Here is a 24,956-nt window from a genome sequence, read left to right as displayed (position 1 = left end):
CTCAGGACGTGGCGTCGGGGAAGCGCAGGCCGAAGCGCTCGCACAGACCCGCCATGTCGGCGTCCTGCGGGGCCGGCAGCGGCAGCCGGGGCGGCCGCGGCAGGCCGGCGCCGAAGCCCATGTGGTTCAGCAGCGACTTCGTGCCGGAGACGAAGAGCGGTCCGAACACCGCCTCGATAATCGGCAGCCATTGCAGGTAGAGCGCATGCGCCTCGGCGATCCGGCCCTCGTCGGCGACGAGTTCGAAGAGCCGCGCCATGGGCTTCGGCGCGACGTTCGAAGCGACCGCGACCCAGCCCCTGGCGCCCTCCACGAAGGATTCGAAGCCGAGGACGCCGCCGAAGACCGTCATCCGGTCGCCGCAGAGCCGGATGATGTCGCGCACCCGGGTCACCTCGAGGGTCGATTCCTTGACGTAGTCGCAGCCGTCGATCTCGCTGATGCGGGCGAGGATGCGCGGGGTCAGGTCGACGTTGGTCACCGCCGGGTTGTTGTAGACCATGATGGGAATGTCGATCGCGGCGGCGACCGTCTTGTAATGGTGGAAGAGTTCGTCCTCGCTCGGCGTGCAGTAGAAGGGCGGGATGATCATCACCCCGTCGGCCCCGAGCGCCTCGGCCTCCCGGCTCTTGCGGACGACCTCGCGGGTGTCCTCCGCGCCCGTCCCCACGATGACCGGCACGCGGCCGGCCGCCGTCTTCACGGTCGTCTCCACCACGGCCGCGATCTCGTCGTTGGAGAGCGACAGGAACTCCCCGGTCGAGCCGAGCGGGATCAGGCCGTGGATGCCCTCCGCGATCTGCCAGTCGACGAAGCGGCGGAGCGCGTCGATGTCGACCGCACCCGCCGCGTCGAAGGGGGTGACCATCACGGTGTAGGTTCCGCGGAAGGGCTTCATTCCTGGCTGCCTCCGTGTCGCGCCCGGCCGACAGGGACTCGCGTGTCCCGCCGGTTCGGCATGCAATCTGTATACGAATTCGTCCCGCCCCGGAAGGCAAGCCCCGCCCTGGCATCGCTCGCCCCCGGCCCCGTCCTCACGGCGCCGCCGCTTCGGTCACGCCGCACCAGAGCGCGACGATGCCGGCCGCCACCACGACCATGCGACAGTGATCCTCCAGGTCCACCCACTCGTCGGTGCGACCGTTCTGGGTCAGGTCGCCGCCGAGCGGGCCGAGGCCGACGGTCGGGATGTCCTTCTGGACGATCGGGTTGCGGATGTCGCTCGCCGTGTGCATGGGGTTGACGAAGGGCTCCGCGCCCGTAACGGCGGAGACGGCCGCCGCGACCGCCCGGAAGAGCAGGTCGCCGCTGCGGGTCTCGGCCCCGGTCACGCCCGCGACCCACTGGACCTCGGGCGGATGCGCGGCGAGCCAGGGATCGCCCGCGGCGGCGGCCCGGATCGCCGCCTCGATCTCCCGGCGCACGTCGTCGAGGGTCTCGGGCGGGGGGAACGAGACGGCACCGCCGACGGTGCAGGAGGTCGGACAGCGGGAGAGCGCGTCCGCCGACCCGGCCGACAGGTGGGAGACCAGCAGGTTGGTGGAGCGGCCGACCGCGGCCTGGAGCAGCGGGTGGCGGATGCGCCCGGCCCGCTCGGCGTCCAGCCGGCGCAACGCGTCGACGACCAGCATGGCCTTGGCGACAGGATCGACCGCCCGGTGGGCGAAGCCGGTCTGGTGCGGCTCGGTGGTGTCCGGAGCCCGGCCGGCGACGGTGACCAGGAACTCGACCTGGCCGGACGCGAAGGCCTTCACCTCCCGCAGCCCCGCGCCCGATTCGGCCGGATGCAGGTAGACCGCCGCGTCGGCGGCGAGGCCGGCCTGGAGCAGGGCGGCGACGCCGCGCGCATCCCGCTTGCTCGGGGTGGAGGCCAGGATCACGTCCCCGGCCGGCCGTAAGCCCGCCGCGCGCAGGAGATCGACGGCGCTCGCCATGGCGGCGACCCCGGCGAGGTCGTCGGCCACGCCCCAGCCGTAAAGGCGGCCGCCGTCGACGACGCCCGCAAAGGGGTCGCGGCTCCAGCGGTCCGCGTCGGCGACCGGCTCGCTGTCGGGATGGGCGAAGAGGATGAGGCTGCGGCCCGTGCCGGTCCCTGGGAGCCGTCCGACGAGGCAGGTCCGGTGCCCCGGCGTCGCGGCGCGGCCCGAGGCGAACTCGCCGACGAGCGGCACCGCGGCGGGATCGTAGCGGTGCTCAGAGACAGCCGCCCCCGCCGCCGCGAAGGCTTCGGCCAACCGGGCCTGCACGGCGGTCTCGCCGTCGCGCTGGGCGGCGACGAGCGCGCGCAGGAGGGCGACGGCCGCGTCCCGCCGGCCCGGCGCGGCACGCAGGATGCGGTCGAGGGCGTCCTGCGGATCGGGCCTGTCGGTCATGGCGCGTCTCCTCCCGGGTTCAGATCGCGATCCGGGCGACGCGGCGCCGGAGGTGGGCCAGGACCGTGTAGGCGGTGTAGTCCGGCCCGCTGCCGCCCGGGCGCGGCCCGATCGTCAGCCGGACCGGTCCCGGTTCCGCGTCGAGGGCGAGGTCGTAGCGGACGCCGGGCAGGCCCGGGTCGGCGAGCAGTTCGACATGGGTGCGGTCGAGGCCGAGGCCGGCGAGCGCCACGCCGGTGGCGGCGTTGAGATTGCGCGGAAAGAGGCGCGCGGCCTCGCGGGCGCTGCCGCGGAAGACGGTGGTCGCCTCCCGGATGGCGTCGAGATCGACGAGTCCTTCCGCCGCCGTGCCGCGCCAGCCCGCGACGGGGTAGGCCTGGCGGAAGGCGACCGACCGGAGCCCGGCGACCAGCGCCGCGGCGACGAGCGGGAGGGCGCCGGCGGCGCCCGACGGGATCTCGATGCGCCCGGGCCCTCGGCGGGCTGCCTCGGTCAGGCGGGACGCGGCGTCCTCGTCCGCGAAGGCGGCGAGCGAGAGGGGCACAAGGACGGCACCGGCGGCGAGGACCGAGGGACCCGCCGCGGCCAGCGCTTCGGCGGAGGCGCATTCGACCACCACGGCCGGACGGCGCGCCAGGATCTCGTCGAGGCTCGCGGCGGCGGCCGGCCCCGATCGCCCTCCCCGCCCGAGCGTCCCGACCAGCGCCGGGCCGTCCGGGTCGGCCAGCAGCGCCTCGGCGATCAGGCGCCCGAGGCGCCCCTGGCCGAGGATGGCGCAGCCGGTGCGCGACGCCGCCCCGGGTTCAGCGGGCATCGCGGGCGAGCTCCTCGGTCTCGACCGCCTTGGTGGCGTGCGCGCGGCCGAAATGGGCCTCGATGCGCCGCTGGACCAGTTCCCACATCGACGTCATGGCGAGGTACAGGATGGCGATGCAGACGAAAACCTCCAGAACCTCGAAGCGCTGCTGCATGAGGATCTGCCCGCGGCGGAGCAGTTCCTCCATGGAGATCACGGAGGCGATCGAGGTGGTCTTCAGGAGCCCGTTGACCGAATTGCCGAGCGCGGGGATAGAGACCCGCAGGGCCTGCGGCAGGATCACGAACACGAAGGTCTTGGACCGGTTGAGGCCGAGCGCGTAGGCGGCGTCGCGCTGGCCCTGCGGGACCGACAGGATGCCGCCGCGCAGGATCTCGGAGAGGTAGGCGGCCTCATTGAGGGCGAGGCCGATCAGCGCCGACTGGATCACCGTGAAGCGGGCGATGCCGAGCTGCGGCAGGCCGGTGTAGATGATGATCAGCTGGACGAGCAGTGGCGTGCCGCGGAAGAGCCAGACGTGGAAGCGGGCGTAGCCGGCGAGGATCGGGTTGCCCGACAGGCGGAACAGCACCAGCCCCATGCCGAGGACGAAGCCGATCGCCAGGGTGGCGGCCGTCAGCGCCAGCGTGACCAGCGCGCCGGTCAGCAGGTAGGTGTTGACGAAGTAGCCGAAGAAGCCTTCCCAGTTCCAGATCTTCATCGGGACTCCAGCGGCCGGCCCCGCCCGGAAGGGCCAGGGCGCGCGGCACGGGGCGCGAGCGCGGCCCCGCGCGTGAGCGGGCGCGGCCTTGCCGCCGCGCCCGGTGAGACGGTCCGGCGGGAGGAGCCGGTCAGCCCGGCCCGGGGCCCTGGATCGCGAAGGTGTCGCTTTCGATCTTCAGCACGCCGTAGCGGTCGAAGAGGCTGTCGTAATAGCCCTCCTTGCGCAGGGCGTTGAGGGCGTCGACCACCGCGAGCGCGAGGGTCTTGTCGGCGAAGGCGAAGGTCGCGGTCTGCGGGAAGAGGCCCGCGACCGCGCGGGTGAAGTCGCCCCTGCCCTGCCAGAACATGGCGGTCGCGTCGATGGAGGTGGCGGCGTCGACCTGGCGGGCGCGCAAGGCCTGGAAGGACTCGGCGAAATTGTTGAAGGTCCGGATGTCGAGCCCGGCGAGGCCTTCCTTCTTCAGCATGGCGTCGACCTCGCGGGTGCGGCGCTCCTCGATGCCGCCGAGCTCGACCGAGACGGCCTTGCCGGCGAGATCCTGCCACTTGGTGATGCCGAGCGGGTTGCCGCGCGAGACCAGGAAGCTGATCGCCGCCCGCTCGTAGGGGACCATGTACATCAGCTTGGACCGTTCCTCGGTCCAGAAGATGCCGGTGTTGATCATGTCCCACCGCTTCGCGGCGAGGCCCGGCACCATGGCGGCGAATTCGATCCGCACGTATTCGGGGGTGAGGCCGAGCTTCTTGGCGACGGCGTTGCCGAGTTCGACGCGCATGCCCTGGAGCTCGCCCTTGTCGTCGACGAACTGCAGCGGCGGCAGGGTCGGGTTGATCGACATGACCAGCGTCCCGGCCTTGATGATGTTCGGGGGCGCGAGCTTCGCCTGGGCGCGCGCCGGGCGGACGCCGAGCGCGGCGCCGCCGACGAGCGCGCCGGCACCGGCCAGGAAGCCGCGCCGGTCCGGCCGGCCCATGCCGCCCGCCGGGGGATGGAGGATGCTGTCTCGGTCGCTCGTCCTGGTCATCGCTGTCCCCTGTCCCGGACCCTTGCGGCTTGTCTCACCGCCGCTGTCCGCATACAACCAGTATGCAAATCGAGGGCCATCCCACAAGGGGGCGGCGGGTCGGGACCGGACTGGGTGGGGAACGCGACATGGCTGAGACGGGCGATCTCGAAGCGCGCGGCCATGTCGTCACCGTGCTCGGGCCCGTGGCCCCGGCGGCGCTCGGGCCGACGCTCCTGCACGAGCACCTGCTCTGCGACCTGACGCCCCCGGCCACCCGCGACCTGGACCTTCCCCAGGCGGAGATCACGCTCGAGACCGTCTTCGACTTCGGCTACCGGCCCGGCCATCACCACGGCAACCACCGGCTCCGGGACGTCGGCCGCGCGGCCCGCGAGGCCACGCTCTTCCGGGAGGCGGGCGGCGGCACGATCGTGGACGTCACGACCGGCGGCATCCGCCCCGACCCTCAGGGCCTCGTCGCCATCGCGCAGGCGAGCGGCATCCACGTGGTGATGGGCGCGGGCTTCTACACCGAGCCCTACCTGGACCCCGAGACCCTGGCGCTGCCGACCGAGGCGCTGACCGAGATCGTCGTCGGGCAGGTCGAGCGCGGCGCCTGGGGCACGGCGGTCCGCTGCGGCATCATCGGCGAGATCGGCTGCTCGTGGCCGCTCACCCCGTTCGAGGCGCGTTCGCTCAGGGCCGCGGCGCGCGCCCAGGCGGCGACCGGCGCGGCGATCACGATCCATCCGGGGCGCGACCGTGTGGCACCGTTCGAGATCCTCGACATCCTGGAGGCGGAGGGCGCCGACCCGGGCCGCGTGGTCGTCGGCCACATGGACCGCACGCTGCTCGACGTCGCCGACGTGATCGCGCTGGCGCGCCGCGGGGCCGTGGTCGAGTACGACTTCTTCGGGATCGAGCACTCGAACTACTGGCTGGGCATCCTGGACATCCCGAACGACTGGATGCGGATCCGCGCCATCCGGGCGCTGTTCGAGGCCGGGCTCGGCGACCGCGTCGCCATTTCGCACGACATCTGCACCCGCTCGCGCCTGCGCTCGCTCGGCGGGCACGGCTACGGCCACATCCTGTCGAATGCGGTGCCGCTCATGCGCGACCGCGGCTTCGTGCAGGCGGAGATCGACAGGATGCTGGTCGACACGCCCCGGCGCCTGCTCACGATCGGGGCTAGCTGATCACTTCCAGGGCAAATCGATAGAGGCTGCGGATGTGCTGCTGGGTCGCCCGGCGCGCCGCCTTCGGGTCGCCCGACCGGATCGCGTCGATGATCGCCAGGTGCTCGGTGTTGTCGGGCTTCAGGCGGTCCTGGAGCCGCGCGATTTCGAAAAGATGCGTGGTCGCCCTGAGCGCGCGGATCATGGAGGCCATGATCTCGTTGCCGCAGGCGTCGATGAAGAGGTTGTGCAGCTTGGCGTCGGTGTTCCAGTGGGCGTCGCGGGAGTAGGCGCCGGAGGTGCTCGCCTCGATGTCCCGCCGGACCTCCTCGAAGGCGGCCTCCGGGATGCGGCCGATCGCCGCCGCGGCGGCCTCCGCCTCCAGGATCTCGCGCACCTTCAGGCTCTGCAGGTACTCGGTAAGGGTGACGCGGCGCACCATGAAAGACCGGCCGGCCGCCTTGACGATCAGGCCCTCGCCCTCGAGCCGCTGCAGCGCCTCGCGGATCGGCGTGCGCGAGATGGCGAGCGCGTCGGCGAGCTTCGCCTCGACGATCGGGTCGCCGGACTTCAGCTCGTGGCGACGGATCATGTCCGAGATCGCCCGGTAGGCGAATCCGGAGAGGTTGGCCGGACCCTGGTCGGCTGATTCGACGCTCATGAGCACCAGGCCTTCTGCATACCGCGCATATACAAGCAGACCTTCGCTTTGGGAACCACCCCGGCGAGCACGGCCCGCTGGGGCCGCGGGGGCCGCGGGGGCCGCGGGGGCCGCGGGGGCCGCGGGGGCCGCGGGGGCCGCGGCGGGCACCGCTGGCCGGTGGGGCTTGACCGCCGTCAAGCGGCGGGGCGCGGCCCCGTGCCATCCCAGGGCGTCCCGAGGAGACGTCCATGTCCAACGCCCCGACCCTGAAGCTCGGCCTGCCCGCCTCCCCGGTTGTCCCGCAATCGGTGATGGGGACCTATCGCCGACTCAAGTGGGGCCTGCACGGCGCGTGCCTGGCGGTCTACTATGCACTCCCCTTCCTGCGCTGGGACCGGGGACCCGGGCGGCCGGGGCAGGCGATCATGCTCGACCTCGCCAATGCCCGCTTCCACCTCTTCGGGCTCGAGATCCGGCCGCAGGAACTTTACTACCTGACGGTCCTTCTCGTCCTCGCCACGGTCGTGCTGGTCCTCGCCAATGCGCTCGCGGGCCGCGTCTGGTGCGGCTTCTTCTGCCCGCAGACGGTGTGGTCGGATCTCTTCATGCTGGTGGAGCGCCGGATCGAAGGCGATCGCCGCGATCGGCTGCGGAAACTCGGCCAGCCGCTGACGGCGCGGCGGATCGGCGAGATCGCGCTGAAGCATGCGCTCTGGCTGATCATCGCGGCGGCGACCGGCGGGGCGATCATGCTCTATTTCGCGGACGCGCCGACGCTCGTCCGGGAGCTCCTCACCGGCACGGCCTCGTCGGCCGCCGTCATGATCATCGCGGTCTTCACGGGGCTGACCTACGCACTCGCGGGCTTCGGCCGCGAGAAGGTGTGCACCTACATGTGCCCCTGGCCGCGGCTGCAGGGCGCAATCTGGGACCCGGAGGCGCTGACGGTGAACTACCGCGACCATCGCGGCGAAGAGCGCATGTCGGTCAAGAAGGCGGCCGCCGCGCGGGCGGCCGGGAAGCCCGCCGGTGACTGCGTGGACTGCGCGGCCTGCGTCAACGTCTGCCCGATGGGGATCGACATCCGGCAGGGGCCGAACATCGCCTGCATCAACTGTGGCCTCTGCGTCGACGCCTGCGACGGCACCATGGAGAAGCTCGGCCGCGCGCGCGGGCTGATCGACTACGAGACCTGGACCAACATCGAGCGGGGGCGCACCGGCGAGGCCCGGCAGCCGGCACGGCCGTTCCGGCCCAAGGTGCTCGGGCTGGCGGCCGCCGTTGCGGCGATCGTGGCGGGCCTGGCGGTGTCGGTATCGACGCGCGCCGGCTACGAGATCGCGGTCAGCCACGACAAGAGCCCGCTCGGCGTGGCGCTGTCGGACGGGCGGATCCGCAACGGCTACGAGTTCCGGCTGACCAATTCGGGCCGGGAGCCGCTCGCCATCCAGCTGACGGTCGAGGGCCGGCCGGGCGCCACGCTGGCGGTTTCCGCCGAACCGGGGTCCGAGGCCGGGGCGCTCCCGCTGAAGGCCGATCCGTCCGACACGGAGAAGGTCCGGGTCAGCGTCTTCGCCCCGGACGGGCCGACCGGCGACATCGCCTTCGTGCTGCGCGACGGGGCCGGGAGCGTGGTGGCCCGCCTGGCGGAGCGTTTCCATCGCCCCTGAAGCGAGGCGCGGCACGGGCGGGCCGCGCCCCGGCGCGTCAGAAGTAGCCGTCGCGCTTCTTCTGCTCCAGGGAGCCGCCGTCGTCGCGGTCGATCAGACGGCCCTGGCGCTCGGAGGTGGAGGCGGTGAGGGTCTCGGCCAGGACCTTGGCGAGCGTGTCGGCCTCGGACGCAATGGCCCCCGTCACCGGCCAGCAGCCGACGGTCCGGAAGCGCACGCGGCGCGGTACGGCGATCTCTCCGGGCTTCCAGGGATAGCGATCGTCGTTGACGACGAGGAGCGCCCCCTCGTGCTCCACGGTGGCCCGTTCGGCCGCGAAGTAGAGAGGCGCGATCGGCAGGCCGCGGGCCGCGATGTAGGTCCAGATGTCCGCCTCCGTCCAATTGGAGAGGGGGAAGACGCGGACGGTCTGGCCCTTGGCGAGGCGCCCGTTGTAGAGCGCCCACAGCTCGGGGCGCTGGTTGCGGGGGTCCCAGCCGTGGTTGGCCGACCGGATCGAGAAGACACGCTCCTTGGCGCGGGTCTTCTCCTCGTCACGACGCGCGCCGCCGAGGACCACGTCGAAGCGATGCCGGTCGAGCGCCGCCTTCAGGGCCTGCGTGCGCATGACCTCGGTATAGAGGGCGGAGCCGTGCGTGAAGGGGTTGATGCCCTGCAACCGGCCCTCCTCGTTGGCCTCGACGATCAGGCGGTAGCCGAGGCGCTCCGCGAAGGCGTTGCGGAACTCGATGGTCTCGTCGAACTCGAAGGTGGAGTCGACGTGGAGCAGCGGCATCGGCGGCAGCTGGGGCCAGAAGGCCCGGGCCGCCAGCGCCGCCAGCACGGTCGAGTCCTTGCCGCCCGAGAACAGCAGCACGGGGTTGTCCGCCTCGGTCAGCGCCTCGCGGATGATGTGGATCGCCTCGCTCTCGAGCCGTCCGAGGTTGCCCCCGAGCCGGACGGCCCGGCCGGGGTCGGCGGGGCCCTCCGGCTGCGGCGAGGACAGGGCGGCCGGGGACGTCGTGACGGGGGCGTTCACGGGCGGACCTCCGCGGTCCAGCCGCCCCGCCGCGCGCGGCGCAGGAGCCCGCCGTCGTCGGCGATCGCGAAGAGCGTCAGCCAGCCGTTCTCCACGAGTTCGCGCACGCCGGCATGCTTCACCAGGACGGCATCGATCCGCTCCTCGGGCGCCTCGACGAAGACGGAGAGGCGCACAGGCTCGTGGACGAACTTCCGGCCGTCATGCAGCGACTGCCAGGGCAGGCCGACCCGCAGGTCGCCGCCGTTGCCCTCGAGGACGCCGAGCTGGCCGACGACGTTGTGCAGGACCTTGTTGCCGGAGCCGAAGACCCGATTGTTCACCGTCGAGCCGAAGTATTGGAGGTTGATCCAGCTCGCGACCACCATGGGGGCGGTCATGATCAGCTCCAGGACCGATCCGGACGTGTCCGCCCGCCAGTCGTAGCTGTGCAGGAAGGCGCGGCCGTCCAGCCGGAGGCCGGCGGTGCGGTGCCGCGGCGCGGCCACGAAGGCGGCGTTGCCGGCGAGGCCCCATTCCGGCCGGACCTGCGACCAGTCCATCGCGCGGGCCGGCAGGGCGGTGTCGGCCTCGTCCGGCCCCACGCCCAGGGCGCCCGACCGCTCGAGCCGCACCAGCGCGGAGGCCTCGGCGAGCCAGCCCTCCAGCCGCGCGAGCTCCGCGCCGTGCGAGGCGGGGACCGCCTGCCGGTCGAACAGGGTCACGGCGTCCGTGGTGGTGTCGTGGAGCGCCGGCACGAACCAGGTGTCCGCGGGGACCGCGATGCCGCGCCGGGCCAGGCCGGCCCGGACGGCGGGATCGTTGAGGATGCCGGCGGCGACCCGCGCGTTGGCCTCGCCCGTATGGCCGCCGCAGGCGCCGCAATCGAGCCCGGCCGCGTGCGGGTTGTTGACGGACGTGCTGCCGTGGCCGACGAGGAGGACGAGGCGGGCGAAGCCGTCCGTCAGGGACATGGCCCTGAGCACGGCCTCCGCCATCGCGACCCGCTGGTCGGCGTCGAAGCCCGTCCGCCGTCCGCCCGCCTGGCCCGGCACCAGGGAGGGGCCGAGGCGGGCGAGGACCGACCGGTCCAACCCTTCGTGCAGGGGATGGGGCACGGGCCGGGTCAGGCCGAGGCCGTCGCCGACGAGCTTGGCGGCGAAGCCGAGCCCGGCCGTCTCCACGTAGGCGAAGCAGGACACCGCGGAGGCCTTGAAGGCCTTCCAGGCATGACCGACCTGCCGCCGCATCCGCCTCAGGTCGAGCACGGCGGTCTCCTCCGCGGGGCTGGCGTCGACGACAGCCTCGCAGACCGTGAAGGCGGGGGCGAGGAGCACCGGGCACTGGGCCTGGCCGCGCTCCTGGCCGATCGGAACGTACTCGATCGGGAAGCCGAAGAAGCCGGCGAAGCCGATGGTGTCGAGATCCGGCGCGACGGTCTCGATCGCCCGCCGGTAGAGTTCGGAGCGGACGTCGATGCAGAAGGCCGCCTGGACGGACTTCCGGGCGGCCGGCACCACCGGGCGGGCGGCGCCCGCCGCGAGCGTGGCGACCAGGTTCCTTTGCCGGCTGTTTTCGTAGGCGGCCTGTAGGAGCAGGTCGACCGCGAGATCGGGGTCGTCGCCGAGCTGCTCGTCGCCCGGCAGGGCGGCGGCCTCCGCCATGGCGGCCATCCAGGCGGCCCGGAATTCCGGGTCCTGCCGCTCGCGGAAGAGCGCGTAGCCCCAGACGAGCCGGATCGCCAGGAGGTCGACCATGACGGTGTCGGCCTCGCCCCGGAGGTTCCGCGTCCAGGCCCGATGGCGTGCGTAGGCGGCCCAGCCGCCGATGTCGAGGAAGGCCCGGGTCAGGTAGTCGGCGACCGCCCGCGGGGGGATGCCGAGGTCGCGGACCACCTCCGTGATGGCGGCCTCCGGATCGTCCGGCAGGGCGGCGATGGCCTTGCGGAAGCCGGTGATTCCCATTGCCTCGGCGTTCCGGTCGTGCCTCATCGTCTCCCGCCACGCCCGGTAAGGCGTCCGGTCGCGGCCGGGCAGCCGCCAGGCGGCCTGGCCCTCGTCGAAGTAGGCGGCGCACCAGCGCGAGATCTCGTCGATCATGAAGGCCGTCCGGGAGGCGTGCCGGTCGCCGGCGGCGAGCCGGTCGAGCACCTCCGCCACGGTCGCGACCACCGCCCGCGGCTTCCGGCCACGGGCCGGCGGGGCCCAGAGCGCGTCCTTCAGGGCCTGGATGGTGGCGGGCCCGGCCAGGCTGCGCGGCGTCCGGGCGAGGGCGGCCGCCAGATCCTCGTGGCCGAACTCCCCGGCCTCGAAGGCCTGCCTGTAGAACGACCGGGGCATCAGCATGCGGATGCGGGCGATCCGCTGCAGCCGGGCGGCGGTCGCCTCGAAGCTCTGCCCGGCGAAGCCCAGGAAGGGGTTGACGGCGACGAAGCTGCGCAGGGGCCAGAGCGGCGCGATGCGGCCGCAGGCTTCCGCGATCGCGGTCGGGACGATTTCGGCGACGTCGGCGGCGGGAGCCGGGACCGGAGCGACCGCAGCGACCTCGGGGAGCGGTGCCGCTTGCACTGTGACGGCGAGGGACATGGGACGTCTCCTGTCAGGACTGGTGGGCGGCGCCGAGCGGGCGCGGAGCGGGGGCGGGCCAGAACCGGATGGCCATCCGGTTGGCGACCGTGTCGAGGTAAAAGCCGGCATGGGCGTGGGCGTGCAGGGCGACCCAGCGCGGGTCGTCCAGGCGGCCCGGGACGAGGGCCTGGAGCACGGCGACGGCCCCGAAGGCGGCGACCACGAGGGCGGGAAGCAGGTAGGCGGCGGGGCCGTCCGCCGGCTGGAGCGGCGGCAGGACGCCGGCGGTCAGGTGCGCCGCCACGGCCTGCAGGGCGAAGTAGGCGACCGACACGCCGACCGCGAGACCCGCCGCCCGGGCCGCCACGGCCGCGGGGGTGCGGCGGGCCGCGGCGCGGAGCGCCAGCGGCAGGAGGCCGAGCGCCATCACGGCGCCGAGGGCCGCCAGGCCGGGCTCCCGGCCGGCCCCGGACGCCAGGGCGACCACGGCCGCGCCCGCCAACATCAGCCCGGCCGCCATGACCACCCGGCCGGGCCGCGCCGGCGGCGCGTCGGCGGGGGTCCAGGCGGCGCGGGCGAGGTCGATGACGCTGCCCGAGGACAGGAAGGCGTGGGCCTTGTAGAGCGCGTGGGCGACCAGGTGGAGCAGCGCCGACGAGAAGGCACCGAGCCCGATCTGCAGCATCATGAAGCCCATCTGGGCGATGGTGGACCAGGCGAGCGCCAGCTTGACGGAGGTCTGGGTCAGCATGACCACCGAGGCGGCGAGGGCCGTGACGGCGCCGATGGCCGCCAGCGCCGCGAGGCTCGCGCCGGAGAGCGACAGGAGATCGGCGAAGCGCAGCAGGAGATAGCCTCCCGCATTGATCACGCCGGCATGCAGCAGCGCCGAGACGGGGGTCGGCGTCTCCATGACCTGCGTCAGCCAGCCGTGGACGGGCAGCTGAGCCGACTTCAGGAGCGCGGCGGCGACCAGGAGGAAGGCCGCGGCGTGGATGCTTGTCGGGGTTCCGCTTCCGGCCATGTCGCGCGCCGCCGCCGAGATCGCGGCGAGGTCGAGCGTGCCGAAGCGGGCGTAGAGGAGGACGGCGGCGGCAAGCAGGCAGAGGTCGGCGAGCCGGCTCGCCAGGGCGTGCTTGCGCGCGGCCAGGACGGCGGCGGGCCGTTCCGGATAGAAGAGGAGCAGCCGGTCTAGGGCGAGCGAGGTCGCCACCCAGGCGAGGATGAGCTGGACCAGGTTGCCGGCCAGGACCAGGGCGACGACGGCGGCCAGCGTCAGGGTGAGCCACCGCAGGAAGCGGCCCTGGCCGGGGTCGCCATCGAGGTAGTTCGCCGTGTAGCGGACCACCACGGTGCCGACCAGGGCGATCAGCAGGAAGACCGTGGCGCTGACCGCATCGAGGGCGATCGAAACCCCGAGGCCGCCCGCCCCGAGGGTTCCGGTCGAGATCGGGCCAACGACCGCGACAGCCAGGGCAGCCGCGACCGCGAGCCCGAGCGTGGCGGCGGCCGCCGCGAAGGCCCATCGTGCGGCGTCGCGCGTGGCGCGGTCCGGTGCGGACGAAGGCCAGAGGCCGAAGCCGGCGAGGAGAAGGGGACCGAGGGCGGCGAGCCAGACGAGCGGGGTGGTCATGCGGGGCCTCCTGTGAAGCGCCGGGACCCTAGCTGCGGGGCACGCATCGATAAAATACAAAGATTGGAAGGAAACGTTCGTTCTGGTATATGGATCGGATGCGCCACCTGAATTTCCATCACCTGCGCCTGTTCTGGACGATCGCGCACGAGGGCGGCCTGACGCGCGCGGCCGAACGGCTGAACCTCAGCCAATCCGCGCTGTCCGTGCAGCTCGCGAAGCTGGAGGAGAGCCTCGGGCACGCGCTCTTCGAGCGGCAAGGCAAGCGCCTCGTGCTCACGGAGGCGGGACGGATCGCGCTCGACTACGCCGACACGGTCTTCGCGGCGGGGGCGGAACTGCTCGACACGCTGGGCGGGCGCCCTGCGTCACGCCGCCGCGTCCTCAGGGTCGGGGCCCTGCCGACACTGTCGCGGAACTTCCAGATGCAGTTCCTGCGGCCGCTGGCCGGGCGCGCCGACACCGAGCTGGTGCTCCGGTCCGGATCCCTGCGCGAATTGCTGATCGATCTGGAGGCCCATATGCTCGACGTGGTCCTGGCCAACGCCGCCGTGCGCCGGGACGCGCATTCGGACTTGCACAGCCATCTCCTGGCCGAGCAGGCGGTCAGCCTGGTGGGGCGGCCGGCCGCGTCCGCCGCGCCGCTCCGCTTCCCCGAGGATCTCGCCGGCACGCCGGTCGTGCTGCCGAGCCTGGCGAGCGAGATCCGCGCCGGCTTCGACCGCATCCTCGAGCTCGCCGGCATCCGTCCGGTCATCGTCGCCGAGGTCGACGACATGGCGATGCTCCGGCTGATCGCCCGCGAGACCGATGCCCTAACGCTGGTCCCCGCCATCGTGGTCCGGGACGAGCTGGAGGCCGGGCTGCTCGTCGAGCGCTACCGGGTCCGGGACCTGACCGAGCGATTCTTCGCCGTCGTCCAGTCCCGGCGCTTCCCGAACTCTCTGGTGGCGGAGGTGCTGGAGGCCTTCGACCGGACGCCCTTCCGGGGCGCCCCCTGAGCGTCCGGACCGGCCGCCGGTCCCGCACCCCGCCCGGCGGGCGAGGGATCACTCGGCCGCCGGCACGAGCGCGTCCGACTTCGCGGGGGCCTGGCGCGGCGCCCCCTTGGCCGGGACGGTGTCCTGGATCCGCCGGTAGGTGGCGAGCGCCTGGCCGACGACCTGGTCCATGTTGTAGTAGCGATAGGTCGCCAGCCGGCCGACGAACCAGACATTGCGGACGGCGGCGGCGAGCCGTTCGTAGCGGCGGTAGAGCTCCTGGTTCTCGGCGCGCGGCACCGGATAGTAGGGGTCGCCGTCGGCCTGCGGGATCTCGCGGGTGATGCTGGTCTTCGGGTGGACCTGGCCGGTCAGGTGCTTGTACTCGGTGATGCGGGTGTAGGGCTCGTCACCGGGATAGTTGACGACGGCCACGTCCTGGTACCGCTCCCGGTCCAGCGTGAGGTGCTCGAAGGCCAGGGACCGGTAGGGCAGCCGGCCGAAGCGGTGGCCGAAATACTCGTCGATCGGGCCGGTGAAGATCAGGCGCTTGAACTTCACCTCCGAAACGGCCCGCTCGAAGCTCGTCTTCAGCATCAGGTGGATGTTCGGGTGCGACAGCATCGCCTCGAACATGCGGGTGTAGCCGTGGAGCGGCATGGCCTGGAATCTGTCCGTGAAGTAGCGCGGGTCCCGATCGGTGCGGACCGGGACGCGGGAGGTCACGGACTTGTCGAGATCGGCGGGGTCGATGCCCCATTGCTTGCGCGTGTAGCCGCGGAAGAAGGTCTCGTAGAGTTCGCGGCCGACGCGGGAGACGACCACGTCCTCGGAGGTGCGGATCTCGGCGACAGGCTCGGCGCGCGCGGCGAACCAGGCCTCCAGCTCGTCCGGCGTCAGGTGGAGCCCGTAGAGCGCGTTGATGGTGTCCAGGTTGATCGGGATGGGGACCTGCCGGCCGCGGACGGAGGCCAAAACGCGGTGCTCGTAGGGGCGCCAGTCAGTGAAGTTCGACAGGTACCGGAAGATCGCCTCGGAGTTGGTGTGGAAGATGTGCGGGCCGTACTGGTGGATCAGGACGCCGGCCTCGTCATGGCGGTCATAGGCGTTGCCGCCGACATGGGAACGCTTGTCCACCACCAGGACGCGCTCGCCCCGTCCGCGGGCCAGGCGCTCGGCCAGGACGCTGCCGGCGAACCCCGCCCCGACGACGAGCCAGTCAAACATAGTGGGCGCCCGTCCGGCCGGGGCGGACTTCGGCCCGCGCCGGCTCGGTCCGGCGCAGGCCGTCGATCAGCGCCTGCATGGCGCGCCAGGTGCGGTCCCAGGACATCACGGCCAGATGGCGCCGGACGGCCTCCTGCCAGGCGGGGTCCCGCGTCCGGGCGGCCGTCTCGCATTCGGCCGTGAAGGCGGCGAGGTCGCCGGCGATGCGGACCAGCCCCTTCTCGCCATAGGGGCGGACCACGTCGCGGATCGGCGTGGAGACGACCGGAAGGCCGGCAGCCAGGAACTCCGGGGTCTTGGTGGGGCTGATGAACTCGGTCGCGGCGTTGAGCGCGAAGGGCATGATGCCGACGTCGATGTGGCCCAGGTAGGCGGGCAGGTCGGCATAGGGCCGGGCGCCGAGCCAGCGGATGTTGGGCGCGGCCGGCAGGTCGGCCTCGGAGATCTTCACGACCGGGCCGATCATCACGAAGGTCCAGTCCGGACGCGCCAGGGCCAGGCCGGACAGAAGATCCAGGTCGAGCCGCTCGTCGATGACGCCGAAAAAGCCGAGGCGCGGCCGGGGAAGGCCGGCGAGGTCCGCCGGCTCGGGCGGACCGGCGAGCGCGCGGCCGAAGTGGTCCCGGTCGATGCTGGAGGGGAAGAGGTGGATCGAGGGGTGCCGGTGCCGCTTCGCGTCGTAGAGGCTCTGTCCGCCCGTGAAGACGAGGTCGGCCTTGGCGATGAGCTCGTCCTCGAGGGCGACCAGTGCGGGGTCGGCGCCCTTGAATTGGCTGAGCTCGTCCATGTTGTCGTACACGACCGCGTCGGCGTCCTCCGGGTCGCTGAAGGCGAGCGCCGCCGGGGTGTAATACCAGTAGAGCAGAGTCCGGCCGGCCCGGCGCGGCGCCAGCCAGCCATCGAGCAGATGGCGGAGCGTCGGGGCAGGGTCGGCGCCATAGAGGCGTTCCGGCAGCATCGGCACCAGGACGTTGACCTTGCCCTCGCAAGTCGACTCCAGGAAGGAGTCGGGCACGTCCGCGTAGAAGGGTTCCTCGATGAACACGACCTCATAGCGGCTACCGGCCCGTGTCATCAGGTGCTGCGGCCTCTGGTAGACGAAGTTCCATCGAAGATGCGAAAAGCAGATCAGAATATCCTGGTGGTCTCGACCCGACATGCCACCCAACGAAGCAATCGCGCGCATCTCGCCCCTCTCGCCGTCCGACCTGATGGGCGCGATTCCTCGAAGCCCGGGGACTAACCCTGCAGCGTAGAACTTTGTTCGAAGCTCTCTTCGGATGTACACAAGGGTACTCCGCAACCATCACGCTGCTTCGGCCGCGCGGAGCGGAGGTTCGGACCCCTTGCAGGACGACACGGAAGCAGTTCCGAGCGGATCGCGACGCGGTGGCGCCGGCGCCAGGACCACGGCAGGGTCCGGGCCGCGATGGCCGGGACTGCGAGGGGGCAGGCTCTTCGACGGCGCCGCTCGCCGGGCGGCGCCTCTAGCGCGGGTCGCCGCGGGATTTCCAGTCGCGGCCGACGAGATTGGTGTCCGGCCCCTCGTCGGACACGCGGGCGCTCTCCTTGGACGAGAACTGCTGGTCGACGCGGCGCTGCCACGTCCCGTCGACCACGAAGCCGGCGCCGACCGCCAGGGCGACGGCGCAGACCACGCCGGCGATGAATGCGTACATGACGTCCTCCTCGGGATCCGGCCGCGCCGCGCATCGGGGCGGCCTCCTCCGAACGCCGCGAGGGCGCGGTTCGTTCACGGGACGGGGACGAGGAGGGGGACGCGCCGATCGCCCGACCGGCGCAGCATCAGGCGAGCTTGCCGATGATGGTCTCGAGGTCGGACAGCAGGAAGGGCTTCTGCAGGGTCGGCACGTTGCCGTGGTCGCCCTCGATGGAGCCGCGGCCGTAGCCGGTGGCGAACACGAAGGGGATGCCGCGCCGGGTGAGTTCGTCCGCCACCGTGAAGCTGCGCGCCCCGGCGATGTTGACGTCGAGGATCGCGAAGGCGAGGTCGTTGTCGGCGGCCGTCGCCAGCGCGCTCGCGGAATCGCCCACCGAGAGGACGTTCTCGTAGCCGAGCTCGTTCAGCATGTCCTCGACCAGCATGGCGACGATCGGTTCGTCCTCGAGCACGAGGACGCTCTTGTCACGGGAAGGAACTGACATCGGTCTCCGTTCGCATCTTTGGCCTAGCCCGGCCGGAACCCGTTAGGAACGCCCGGGCACCTGCCGAGGTTCCGCTCGGGGCCGGACGGTTGGCCTGCCCGCCCGCGCCGTGCTACTCACGGTCCGCCGGACCTCGCGCGGTCCGGAGACCTCGGGATCGGGCCGACCAATCCATGACCATACGATACCACGTCGGCGACCTGCCGAGCCTGTCCCTCTATCGCGGCAGCGTCGCGATCGACACCGAAACGATGGGGCTCAACCCCTACAGGGACCGGCTCTGCGTGGTCCAGCTCTCCCCCGGCGACGGCAGCGCGGATGTGGTCAAGATCCGCCTCGGCCAGACGCGCGCACCCAACCTGGAGGCGCTGCTCGCCGACGCGTCCGTCCTGAAGATCTTCCACTACGCGCGCTTCGACCTCGCCGTGCTCTACCACACCTTCGGCTTCATGCCAGGGCCGGTCTACTGCACGAAGGTGGCCTCGAAGCTCGTGCGCACCTACACGGACCGGCACGGCCTCAAGGACCTGACCCGGGACCTGATCGGGGTCGAGCTGTCCAAGCAGCAGCAGAGCTCGGACTGGGGCGCGGAGGATCTGACCGAGGCGCAGCTCGCCTATGCGGCGTCGGACGTCCTGCACCTGCACCAGCTGAAGAACCGGCTGGATTCTTTGCTGGCTCGCGAGGGACGGACGGAGATCGCCCAGGCCTGCTTCGATTTCCTGCCCACCAAGGCTCGGCTCGACCTGATCGGCTGGCACGAGGCGGACATCTTCGACCATTCCTGACGGGGCCGGCCCGCACGGCCGCCCCACTGGCTCCACGATCCTCCGGCACGGAGGGTCCGGCGGACAGGCCGAACGGCGGCGAGATCGGAGGAGAAGGCGACGACCGGGATCGAGACGAGCACAAGCGCCGGCCGGCGGCCGCGCAGCGCAGCCGAGACGCGCCGGGCCGCCCAGGCTTCGGCGCGGCGGCACAGCGTCGTCGTGCGCTCGCTCAAGGTCGCGCTGCCGGTCGTGGCGGTCCTGGCTGCCGGGGCGCTCGCCGGGCGGGCCTGGCTCGGCGCGCAAGTGCCCGGACTGAAGCTGCCGACCGTGCTCTTCTCGAAGGACGGCCTGACCATGGTGGAGCCGCGGCTTTCCGGCCGTTCGGGCGAGCGGGCCTACGAAGTGACGGCGGCGCGGGCCGTGCAGAGCCTCGACGATCCCAAGAAGGTCCGCCTGGAGCGGCTCGACGGACGCGTCGAGCTCGCCGACAAGCAGTGGGCCAAGGTGGAGGCGCGCAGCGGCCTCTACGACGGCTCGGCGGAACGGCTGCGGCTCGACGAGGGCGTGGCGGTCACGACCTCCACAGGATACCGGATCTCGACGACGGCGGCCGACTTCGACCTGCGCGGCGGTCGCATGGCGAGCGAGAGCGCGATCCGCATCGAGGGCCCGGCGGGCCTCATCGAGGCGGGCCGTCTCGAAGTCGCCGACCAGGGCCGCAGCTATCTCTTCAGCGGCGGCGTCCGCATGACCTTCGAAGGCCGCGCCGACACGGCCGCGGCCGCCGATCCGCCGACCGGGAGCGCCCCGAAAACGCCATGACACCATCGTTTCGCCCGCTCCTCCTCGCCGCCGCCCTGTGCCTGGCGGCCACCGGCCACGCCGCTGCGCAGGCCTCCATGTCGGATGCCTTCAAGGGCTTCGGCTCCAACACGCGCGACCCGATCCAGATCGAGGCCGACAGCCTGGAGGTCCGGGACCGGGAGGCCTTCGCGCTCTTCTCCGGCAACGTTCAGGTGCGCCAGAAGGACACGGTGCTGCGCACCGCACGGCTCAGGGTCTTCTACGAAGGCAAGGCGGCCGAGGGGTCGCCGACCACCAGCCAGCGGATCCGGCGCTTCGAGGCGGAGGGACGGGTGTCGATCTCCCAGGGCGACCAGTCGGTGGCGGGCGACAGCGGCTGGTTCGACATGCGGGCCGACCAGGCGCTGCTGACCGGAGGCGTGGTACTGACGCAGGGCAAGAACGTCGCGAAGGGCGAGAAGCTGACCATCGACCTGAAGAGCGGCCAGTACCGCCTCGACAGCGGCGCACCGGGCAAGGGACGAGTGCAGATCGTCATCGAGCCGACACAGGGCAAACCTTGAGCGGCAGCGGGCTCGACAGCCGCGCCGCGGCGGCCTAAGACGCCCATCGAGCCGCACCGGAGCCGCCCTTGCATTCTCCGCGAACCGCTTCCGCGCATCCGTCCGGAGCGCAGGCCCCCGAGGACGGTCCCGGGGCTGCGGGGGAAGGGCTCGTGGTCTCCGGCATCGCCAAGAGCTACAAGCGGCGGCGGGTGGTGCTCGACGTCGGCCTGGAGGTGCACCGGGGCGAGGCGGTCGGCCTGCTCGGACCCAACGGCGCCGGCAAGACCACCGTCTTCTACATGATCACGGGGCTAATCCGGCCGGACCGCGGCACGATCCAGCTCGACGGCTACGACGTGACGAACCTGCCCATGTACCGGCGCGCGAGGCTCGGCATCGGCTACCTGCCGCAGGAGGCCTCGATCTTCCGCGGACTGACGGTCGAGGAGAACATCCTGGCGGTGCTGGAGATGGTCGAGCCGGACCGGCGCCGGCGGGCGGAGGAACTCGACCTGCTCCTGGACGAGTTCCGCATCGAGCATCTCAGGCGGTCGCCGTCGATCGCGCTCTCGGGCGGCGAGCGCCGGCGCTGCGAGATCGCCCGGGCGCTGGCGAGCCGGCCCTCCTTCATGCTGCTCGACGAGCCCTTCGCGGGCGTCGACCCGATCGCGGTCGGGGAGATCCAGACGCTCGTCCGCCACCTGACGCGGCGTGGCATCGGCGTCCTGATCACCGACCACAACGTGCGCGAGACGCTGGGGCTCATCGACAGGGCCTATATCATCGCGGCCGGGTCGGTGCTGACGGAAGGTCGCCCGCTTGAGATCGTGGAAAATCCCGATGTCCGGCGCCTCTATCTCGGCGAACAATTTAGTCTTTGAACACCGTCGCCAGCTACGGTAACAGGGGACAGGCAATTTTCGGACCAATCCGCCCCGTTCAGGAACGGGCTCGGATCACGAGATCGGGATTCCGCGAGACGCGATGGCGCTTTCCCCAAAGCTGGAACTGAAGCAAAGCCAGTCGCTGGTGATGACGCCGCAGCTCATGCAGGCGATCAAGCTGCTTCAGCTCGGCAATCTCGACCTCGTCGCCTATGTGGAAGGCGAACTGGAGCGCAATCCGCTGCTCGAGCGTGACGACGAGGAGCGGCGCGCGGGCGACCGGGATTCGCCCGACCGCGAGCCGGCCGAGGGAGCCGACCGTCCCGCGCCGGCTGCGGACACCGCGGAGTTCGACGCGGAGGGCGGAGCGCCGGCGGCGGAGGGGCCGGATGTCGGGGAGCCCGGCTTCGAGGCCGCCTCCGCCATGACGGACAAGCTCGACACGGACCTCAGCAACGACTTCCCGGACGAGCCCGCCGAGCGGCAGCTCGACGCCGGACTGCTCGCCGGCGATTCGTGGCAGTCGGGCGGCTCGCGCGGCGGGGGCGCCGACGACGACTACAATCTCGAAGCCTTCGTGGCGGCGGAGACGTCGCTTGCCGACCATCTCTCCGAGCAGCTCGCGCTGGCGGTGGCGGACCCGGCACGGCGGCTCGTCGGGCAGTACCTCATCGACGCCGTGGACGAGAGCGGCTACCTGCGCACCGACCTGGAGAGCGTCGCCGAGAAGCTCGGCTGCCCGGTCGCGATGGTCCAGGAGGTGCTGGACGTGCTCCAGCGCTTCGACCCCGCCGGGGTGTGTGCGCGCGACCTCAAGGAATGCCTCGCCCTGCAGCTGAAGGAGCGCGACCGCTACGACCCCTGCATGGCGAGGCTGATCGAGAACCTGGAGCTCCTGGCGCGCCGGGACTTCGCGGCGTTGCGCCGGATCTGCGGTTGCGACGACGAGGACCTCGCCGACATGGTGGCAGAGGTCAAGGCGCTGAACCCCAAGCCGGGCAACGCCTTCGGGGGCGGCGTCGTGCAGCCGGTGGTGCCGGACGTGCTGGTGCGGCCTGCGCCGGACGGAGGCTGGCTCGTCGAGCTCAACACCGAGACGCTTCCGAAGGTGCTGGTCAACCAGACCTACTACGCGACCGTCACCAAGGTGGCGAAGGGCGATAAGGACAAGGCCTATCTGGCGGACTGCCTGCAGAGCGCCAACTGGCTGGTGAAGAGCCTCGACCAGCGGGCGAAGACCATCCTGAAGGTCGCCTCCGAGATCGTCCGGCAGCAGGATGCGTTCCTGGCCTACGGCGTCCAGCACCTGAGGCCGCTCAACCTCAGGATGATCGCGGACGCCATCGGGATGCACGAGTCGACCGTCAGCCGGGTCACGTCGAACAAGTACATGGCGACCACCCGCGGGATCTTCGAGTTCAAGTACTTCTTCACGTCCTCGATCGCCTCGTCGGAAGGCGGGGAAGCCCATTCGTCGGAATCCGTACGCTATCGGATCAAGGAGATGATCGACGCGGAGCGGGCAGACGACGTTCTGTCGGACGACACGATCGTCAAGCAACTCAAGGACGCCGGCATCGACATCGCCCGGCGGACGGTGGCGAAGTACCGGGAGGCCCTGAACATTCCCTCCTCGGTGCAGCGGCGGCGGGAGAAGCAGGCGCTCGGCGGGTAAGATGGTCTGCGGAATCGTCTCGAAGCGGTCGCCGCGGCGCTTGCGAACCGCTAACATGCCGATCGGCGAGCGGTTGACTTCGCAAGCCCCGGTCCTTAGATCGCCCCCGTCCGGCGGGCGCCGGCGAGACGGTCGCGAGCGGCCGGTCCCTGAAGCGAGGCGCGGCCGAGAGGTCCCGCCCTGGAGGTCACGATGTCCCTGAGGGTTTCCGGCAAGAACGTCGACATCGGCGAGGCCCTGCGCACGCACGTCGTCACCCGGGTCTCCGAGACGCTGGACAAGTACTTCAACGGCGCCTGGAACGGCCACGTCACCGTGGAGAAGGACGGCGGCGGGTTCCGGACCGAATGCGCTCTCCACCTCGGCACCGGGATCACCATCCAGGCCGAGGGCAAGTCGCAGGATCCCTATCCGAGCGTAGACCAGGCGACAGATCGGGTCGAGAAGCAGCTCCGGCGCTACAAGCGCAAGCTCCGCGACTACCACAACGGCAACGCGAGGGCGGAGACCGTCGAGAGCGCCTACCGGGTGGTGGAGGCGCCGGGCGAGGAGGAGGAGGTTCCGGCCGACTTCAATCCCGTGGTCATCGCCGAAGCGACCAAGACGCTGAAGACCATGACGGTCGGCAGCGCGGTCATGGACCTCGACCTGAGCCAGGCCCCTTTCGTGGTGTTCCTCAATGCCGGCAGCGGCAACCTGAACGTCGTCTATCGCCGGCGTGATGGAAACATAGGCTGGATCGACCCGACGCTGCCCGGAAGCTCATCTTGAAGCAGGGCGAAAAATTAGGCAGTGTGGATTCGTAGAGATCCGTAGTCGACACAGCCTGCGCGCGATCCGATCGCGCGTCCGGTCCCGGGCGGACCGGGGAACCGTCCCTCGCGAGCGGCCTTTTGCGGGCCCGCGGGGACCCCGCATCCCTTTCGGACGTTCCCATGGATCTCAGCGATCTCCTCAGCCTTCCGGCCGTCATGACCGGCCTCAAGGCGGTATCCAAGAAGCAGGCTTTCCAGGAGATCGCGGCGCGTGCGGCGATTGTGACGGGGCTCCCGGAACGGGCCGTCTTCGACACCCTCCTGCAGCGGGAGCGGCTGGGCTCCACGGGGGTGGGGCGCGGGATCGCCATCCCGCACGGGAGGCTGGAGCGACTGCCGGCGCTGGTGGGGCTGTTCGCGAAGCTGGATCGACCGGTCGACTTCGAGGCGCTCGACGACCAGCCGGTCGACCTGATCTTCGTGCTGCTCGCGCCGGAAGGTGCCGGCGCCGACCACCTCAAGGCGCTCGCGCGCGTCGCCCGCGTGCTGCGCGATCCGGCCATCGTGGCCAAGCTCAGGGCCGCCAGCGACCCGGCGGCCCTCTATTCGGTACTGACCCAGCCCCTCGCCTCGCACGCGGCGTGAGCGGCCGCGCGCCGCAAATCAGTGCAGGCTGAGGGTGGTCAGTTCGTGCTCGAGCGCACTGGCGAACGCGACTTCCCTGGAGTCGGCGATCATGATCGGTGCGCCGTTGGCGTTGATCAGGGCCCAGAGCCGGATGCCGGGCTGGATCTCCGGGGCATTGGGGAATAGGCCCTGGACGTCCTCGGACATCAGTTCGCGGACATAGGCCACCTCGCCTTCGCCCAGGTGGGCGAACTCGATCGGCGCCATCACGGTCTTGGGGGCGGGAGACAGGGGCATGGGTACACTCCTCGTGGTCCACTCAATCCGGCCGCCCGACCAACCGTAGGGCGAGCTGCCGGTCCTTTGCGCAACCGGGGCGGACTGCGTCCCGGGTCGTCCTTCGATCGGCATGCAATCCCCGTTCCGCCTGGGCGCGGGCCCTGCCGGTCGTTCGTCTCGGATCTCCTCGGGAGGCCAACGCGTTCGTGCGGTCCCGGGTTCGATCAATCCGCCGTCGCGATGTCGATGCGGCGGATGATCCGTTCGGGCTCGGGGCGGGCGAGGTCGATGGCGAGCAGGCCGTCCTTCAGTTCCGCGCCGATCACCTCGATGCCCTCGGCGAGCACGAAGCTGCGCTGGAACTGGCGCGCGGCGATGCCGCGATGCAGGAAGTGGCGGTCGCGGTCGTCTTCCTGCTGGCGGCCGCGGATGACGAGCTGCTTCTCCTCCAGAGTCACCTCCAGCTGGTCGCGGGTGAAGCCGGCGACCGCGAGGGTGATCCGCAGGACGTCGCCCCGATCGTCCGGGCGAATGATCCGCTCGATGTTGTAGGGCGGATAGCCGTCGTTGGCGGCCTTGGAAACTCGGTCGAGAACGCGCTCGATCTCGTCGAAACCGAGCAGGAACGGGCTAGAGAAGCCCGTGAGACGGGACATGG

The 24,956-nt window shown here is 71.4% G+C and carries 25 protein-coding genes; 10 read left to right on the top strand and 15 right to left on the bottom strand.

Annotated elements, in window-relative coordinates; translation table 11 throughout:
- Position 1 precedes the first annotated feature (1 nt).
- From dapA to WBG79_RS03250, 5 genes are all read right to left on the bottom strand, one after another.
- Positions 2 to 898 carry a 4-hydroxy-tetrahydrodipicolinate synthase gene (dapA, locus tag WBG79_RS03270; RefSeq protein ID WP_337355677.1) on the bottom strand — a complete coding sequence of 299 codons (897 nt, stop codon included), beginning with the start codon at positions 896 to 898 and terminating at the stop codon, positions 2 to 4.
- A 136-nt stretch (positions 899 to 1,034) separates the two neighbouring features.
- Positions 1,035 to 2,372 (bottom strand): M20/M25/M40 family metallo-hydrolase, encoded by a 1,338-nt coding sequence (locus WBG79_RS03265; RefSeq protein ID WP_337355676.1) that lies wholly within the window; start codon positions 2,370 to 2,372, stop codon positions 1,035 to 1,037.
- Between the two features lie 19 nt (positions 2,373 to 2,391).
- On the bottom strand, positions 2,392 to 3,186 hold the full coding sequence (locus WBG79_RS03260) for an aspartate dehydrogenase domain-containing protein (protein ID WP_337355675.1): 795 nt from the start codon (positions 3,184 to 3,186) through the stop codon (positions 2,392 to 2,394).
- On the bottom strand, positions 3,176 to 3,889 hold the full coding sequence (locus tag WBG79_RS03255) for an amino acid ABC transporter permease (protein ID WP_337355674.1): 714 nt from the start codon (positions 3,887 to 3,889) through the stop codon (positions 3,176 to 3,178). The genes WBG79_RS03260 and WBG79_RS03255 overlap by 11 nt, the downstream gene beginning before the upstream one ends.
- A gap of 130 nt (positions 3,890 to 4,019) precedes the next feature.
- The gene (locus WBG79_RS03250; protein ID WP_337355673.1) at positions 4,020 to 4,916 is read right to left on the bottom strand and encodes an ABC transporter substrate-binding protein; all 897 of its coding nucleotides are present in this window, start codon (positions 4,914 to 4,916) and stop codon (positions 4,020 to 4,022) included.
- 128 nt (positions 4,917 to 5,044) lie between these two features.
- On the opposite strand from WBG79_RS03250, the gene WBG79_RS03245 reads away from it, so the two are divergent.
- Positions 5,045 to 6,097, top strand: coding sequence for a phosphotriesterase family protein (locus tag WBG79_RS03245; RefSeq protein ID WP_337355672.1), 1,053 nt, complete (start codon positions 5,045 to 5,047; stop codon positions 6,095 to 6,097).
- On the opposite strand, the gene WBG79_RS03240 is transcribed toward WBG79_RS03245, so the two are convergent.
- Positions 6,090 to 6,737, bottom strand: coding sequence for a GntR family transcriptional regulator (locus WBG79_RS03240; RefSeq protein WP_337355671.1), 648 nt, complete (start codon positions 6,735 to 6,737; stop codon positions 6,090 to 6,092). The two genes, WBG79_RS03245 and WBG79_RS03240, sit on opposite strands and share 8 nt — an antisense overlap.
- Positions 6,738 to 6,967: 230 nt before the next feature.
- On the opposite strand from WBG79_RS03240, the gene ccoG reads away from it, so the two are divergent.
- Positions 6,968 to 8,389, top strand: coding sequence for a cytochrome c oxidase accessory protein CcoG (gene ccoG / locus WBG79_RS03235; RefSeq protein ID WP_337355670.1), 1,422 nt, complete (start codon positions 6,968 to 6,970; stop codon positions 8,387 to 8,389).
- A gap of 37 nt (positions 8,390 to 8,426) precedes the next feature.
- On the opposite strand, the gene cysD is transcribed toward ccoG, so the two are convergent.
- Genes cysD through WBG79_RS03220 form a run of 3 tightly spaced genes read right to left on the bottom strand, consistent with a single transcriptional unit; the run spans position 8,427 to position 13,586 of the window.
- Entirely contained in the window at positions 8,427 to 9,374 is a 948-nt protein-coding gene (gene cysD / locus WBG79_RS03230; protein ID WP_337357878.1) for a sulfate adenylyltransferase subunit CysD, read from the bottom strand.
- A 29-nt stretch (positions 9,375 to 9,403) separates the two neighbouring features.
- A complete protein-coding gene (locus tag WBG79_RS03225; RefSeq protein WP_337355669.1) occupies positions 9,404 to 11,971 on the bottom strand; it encodes a YbcC family protein in 2,568 nt (855 codons plus the stop codon).
- Positions 11,972 to 11,984: 13 nt separating this feature from the next.
- On the bottom strand, positions 11,985 to 13,586 hold the full coding sequence (locus WBG79_RS03220) for an NADH-quinone oxidoreductase subunit L (RefSeq protein WP_337355668.1): 1,602 nt from the start codon (positions 13,584 to 13,586) through the stop codon (positions 11,985 to 11,987).
- Between the two features lie 98 nt (positions 13,587 to 13,684).
- Here WBG79_RS03220 and WBG79_RS03215 point away from each other — a divergent pair, with 98 nt between their 5' ends.
- Positions 13,685 to 14,587 (top strand): LysR family transcriptional regulator, encoded by a 903-nt coding sequence (locus tag WBG79_RS03215; protein ID WP_337355667.1) that lies wholly within the window; start codon positions 13,685 to 13,687, stop codon positions 14,585 to 14,587.
- Positions 14,588 to 14,635: 48 nt separating this feature from the next.
- On the opposite strand, the gene glf is transcribed toward WBG79_RS03215, so the two are convergent.
- The 4 genes from glf to WBG79_RS03195 form a co-directional block, all read right to left on the bottom strand.
- Complete coding sequence (glf, locus tag WBG79_RS03210; RefSeq protein ID WP_337355666.1) at positions 14,636 to 15,793, bottom strand: UDP-galactopyranose mutase; 1,158 nt, start codon at positions 15,791 to 15,793, stop codon at positions 14,636 to 14,638.
- Positions 15,786 to 16,868 carry a glycosyltransferase gene (locus WBG79_RS03205; RefSeq protein WP_337355665.1) on the bottom strand — a complete coding sequence of 361 codons (1,083 nt, stop codon included), beginning with the start codon at positions 16,866 to 16,868 and terminating at the stop codon, positions 15,786 to 15,788. Before WBG79_RS03205 ends, glf begins: the two co-directional genes overlap by 8 nt.
- Before the next feature lie 412 nt (positions 16,869 to 17,280).
- Positions 17,281 to 17,472 carry a hypothetical protein gene (locus WBG79_RS03200; protein ID WP_337355664.1) on the bottom strand — a complete coding sequence of 64 codons (192 nt, stop codon included), beginning with the start codon at positions 17,470 to 17,472 and terminating at the stop codon, positions 17,281 to 17,283.
- Between the two features lie 127 nt (positions 17,473 to 17,599).
- Positions 17,600 to 17,959: a response regulator gene (locus WBG79_RS03195; protein WP_337355663.1), complete on the bottom strand. Its 360-nt coding sequence runs from the start codon at positions 17,957 to 17,959 to the stop codon at positions 17,600 to 17,602.
- Positions 17,960 to 18,132: 173 nt separating this feature from the next.
- Here WBG79_RS03195 and WBG79_RS03190 point away from each other — a divergent pair, with 173 nt between their 5' ends.
- The 7 genes from WBG79_RS03190 to ptsN all read left to right on the top strand — a co-directional run bounded on the left by WBG79_RS03190 (position 18,133) and on the right by ptsN (position 24,037).
- Positions 18,133 to 18,747: a ribonuclease D gene (locus tag WBG79_RS03190; protein ID WP_337355662.1), complete on the top strand. Its 615-nt coding sequence runs from the start codon at positions 18,133 to 18,135 to the stop codon at positions 18,745 to 18,747.
- 201 nt (positions 18,748 to 18,948) lie between these two features.
- The gene (gene lptC / locus WBG79_RS03185) at positions 18,949 to 19,551 is read left to right on the top strand and encodes an LPS export ABC transporter periplasmic protein LptC (RefSeq protein ID WP_337355661.1); all 603 of its coding nucleotides are present in this window, start codon (positions 18,949 to 18,951) and stop codon (positions 19,549 to 19,551) included.
- Positions 19,548 to 20,096 carry an LptA/OstA family protein gene (locus WBG79_RS03180; protein ID WP_337355660.1) on the top strand — a complete coding sequence of 183 codons (549 nt, stop codon included), beginning with the start codon at positions 19,548 to 19,550 and terminating at the stop codon, positions 20,094 to 20,096. The genes lptC and WBG79_RS03180 overlap by 4 nt, the downstream gene beginning before the upstream one ends.
- A gap of 68 nt (positions 20,097 to 20,164) precedes the next feature.
- Positions 20,165 to 20,959 (top strand): LPS export ABC transporter ATP-binding protein, encoded by a 795-nt coding sequence (lptB, locus tag WBG79_RS03175; protein ID WP_337355659.1) that lies wholly within the window; start codon positions 20,165 to 20,167, stop codon positions 20,957 to 20,959.
- A 103-nt stretch (positions 20,960 to 21,062) separates the two neighbouring features.
- Positions 21,063 to 22,637, top strand: a complete 1,575-nt coding sequence (gene rpoN / locus WBG79_RS03170; RefSeq protein ID WP_337355658.1) for an RNA polymerase factor sigma-54 — start codon at positions 21,063 to 21,065, stop codon at positions 22,635 to 22,637.
- A gap of 192 nt (positions 22,638 to 22,829) precedes the next feature.
- Entirely contained in the window at positions 22,830 to 23,408 is a 579-nt protein-coding gene (hpf, locus tag WBG79_RS03165) for a ribosome hibernation-promoting factor, HPF/YfiA family (RefSeq protein ID WP_337355657.1), read from the top strand.
- Between the two features lie 164 nt (positions 23,409 to 23,572).
- Positions 23,573 to 24,037 (top strand): PTS IIA-like nitrogen regulatory protein PtsN, encoded by a 465-nt coding sequence (gene ptsN / locus WBG79_RS03160; RefSeq protein WP_337355656.1) that lies wholly within the window; start codon positions 23,573 to 23,575, stop codon positions 24,035 to 24,037.
- Between the two features lie 18 nt (positions 24,038 to 24,055).
- On the opposite strand, the gene WBG79_RS03155 is transcribed toward ptsN, so the two are convergent.
- Positions 24,056 to 24,316 (bottom strand): DUF1150 domain-containing protein, encoded by a 261-nt coding sequence (locus WBG79_RS03155; RefSeq protein WP_337355655.1) that lies wholly within the window; start codon positions 24,314 to 24,316, stop codon positions 24,056 to 24,058.
- Between the two features lie 206 nt (positions 24,317 to 24,522).
- Positions 24,523 to 24,954 carry an Hsp20 family protein gene (locus tag WBG79_RS03150; protein ID WP_337355654.1) on the bottom strand — a complete coding sequence of 144 codons (432 nt, stop codon included), beginning with the start codon at positions 24,952 to 24,954 and terminating at the stop codon, positions 24,523 to 24,525.
- Between the last annotated feature and the right edge of the window lie 2 nt (positions 24,955 to 24,956).

Source organism: Prosthecomicrobium sp. N25, assembly GCF_037203705.1.
Classification (GTDB): domain Bacteria; phylum Pseudomonadota; class Alphaproteobacteria; order Rhizobiales; family Ancalomicrobiaceae; genus Prosthecodimorpha.
Note: the sequence above shows the minus strand (reverse complement) of the source record. Positions and strands in the feature narration are given on the sequence as shown.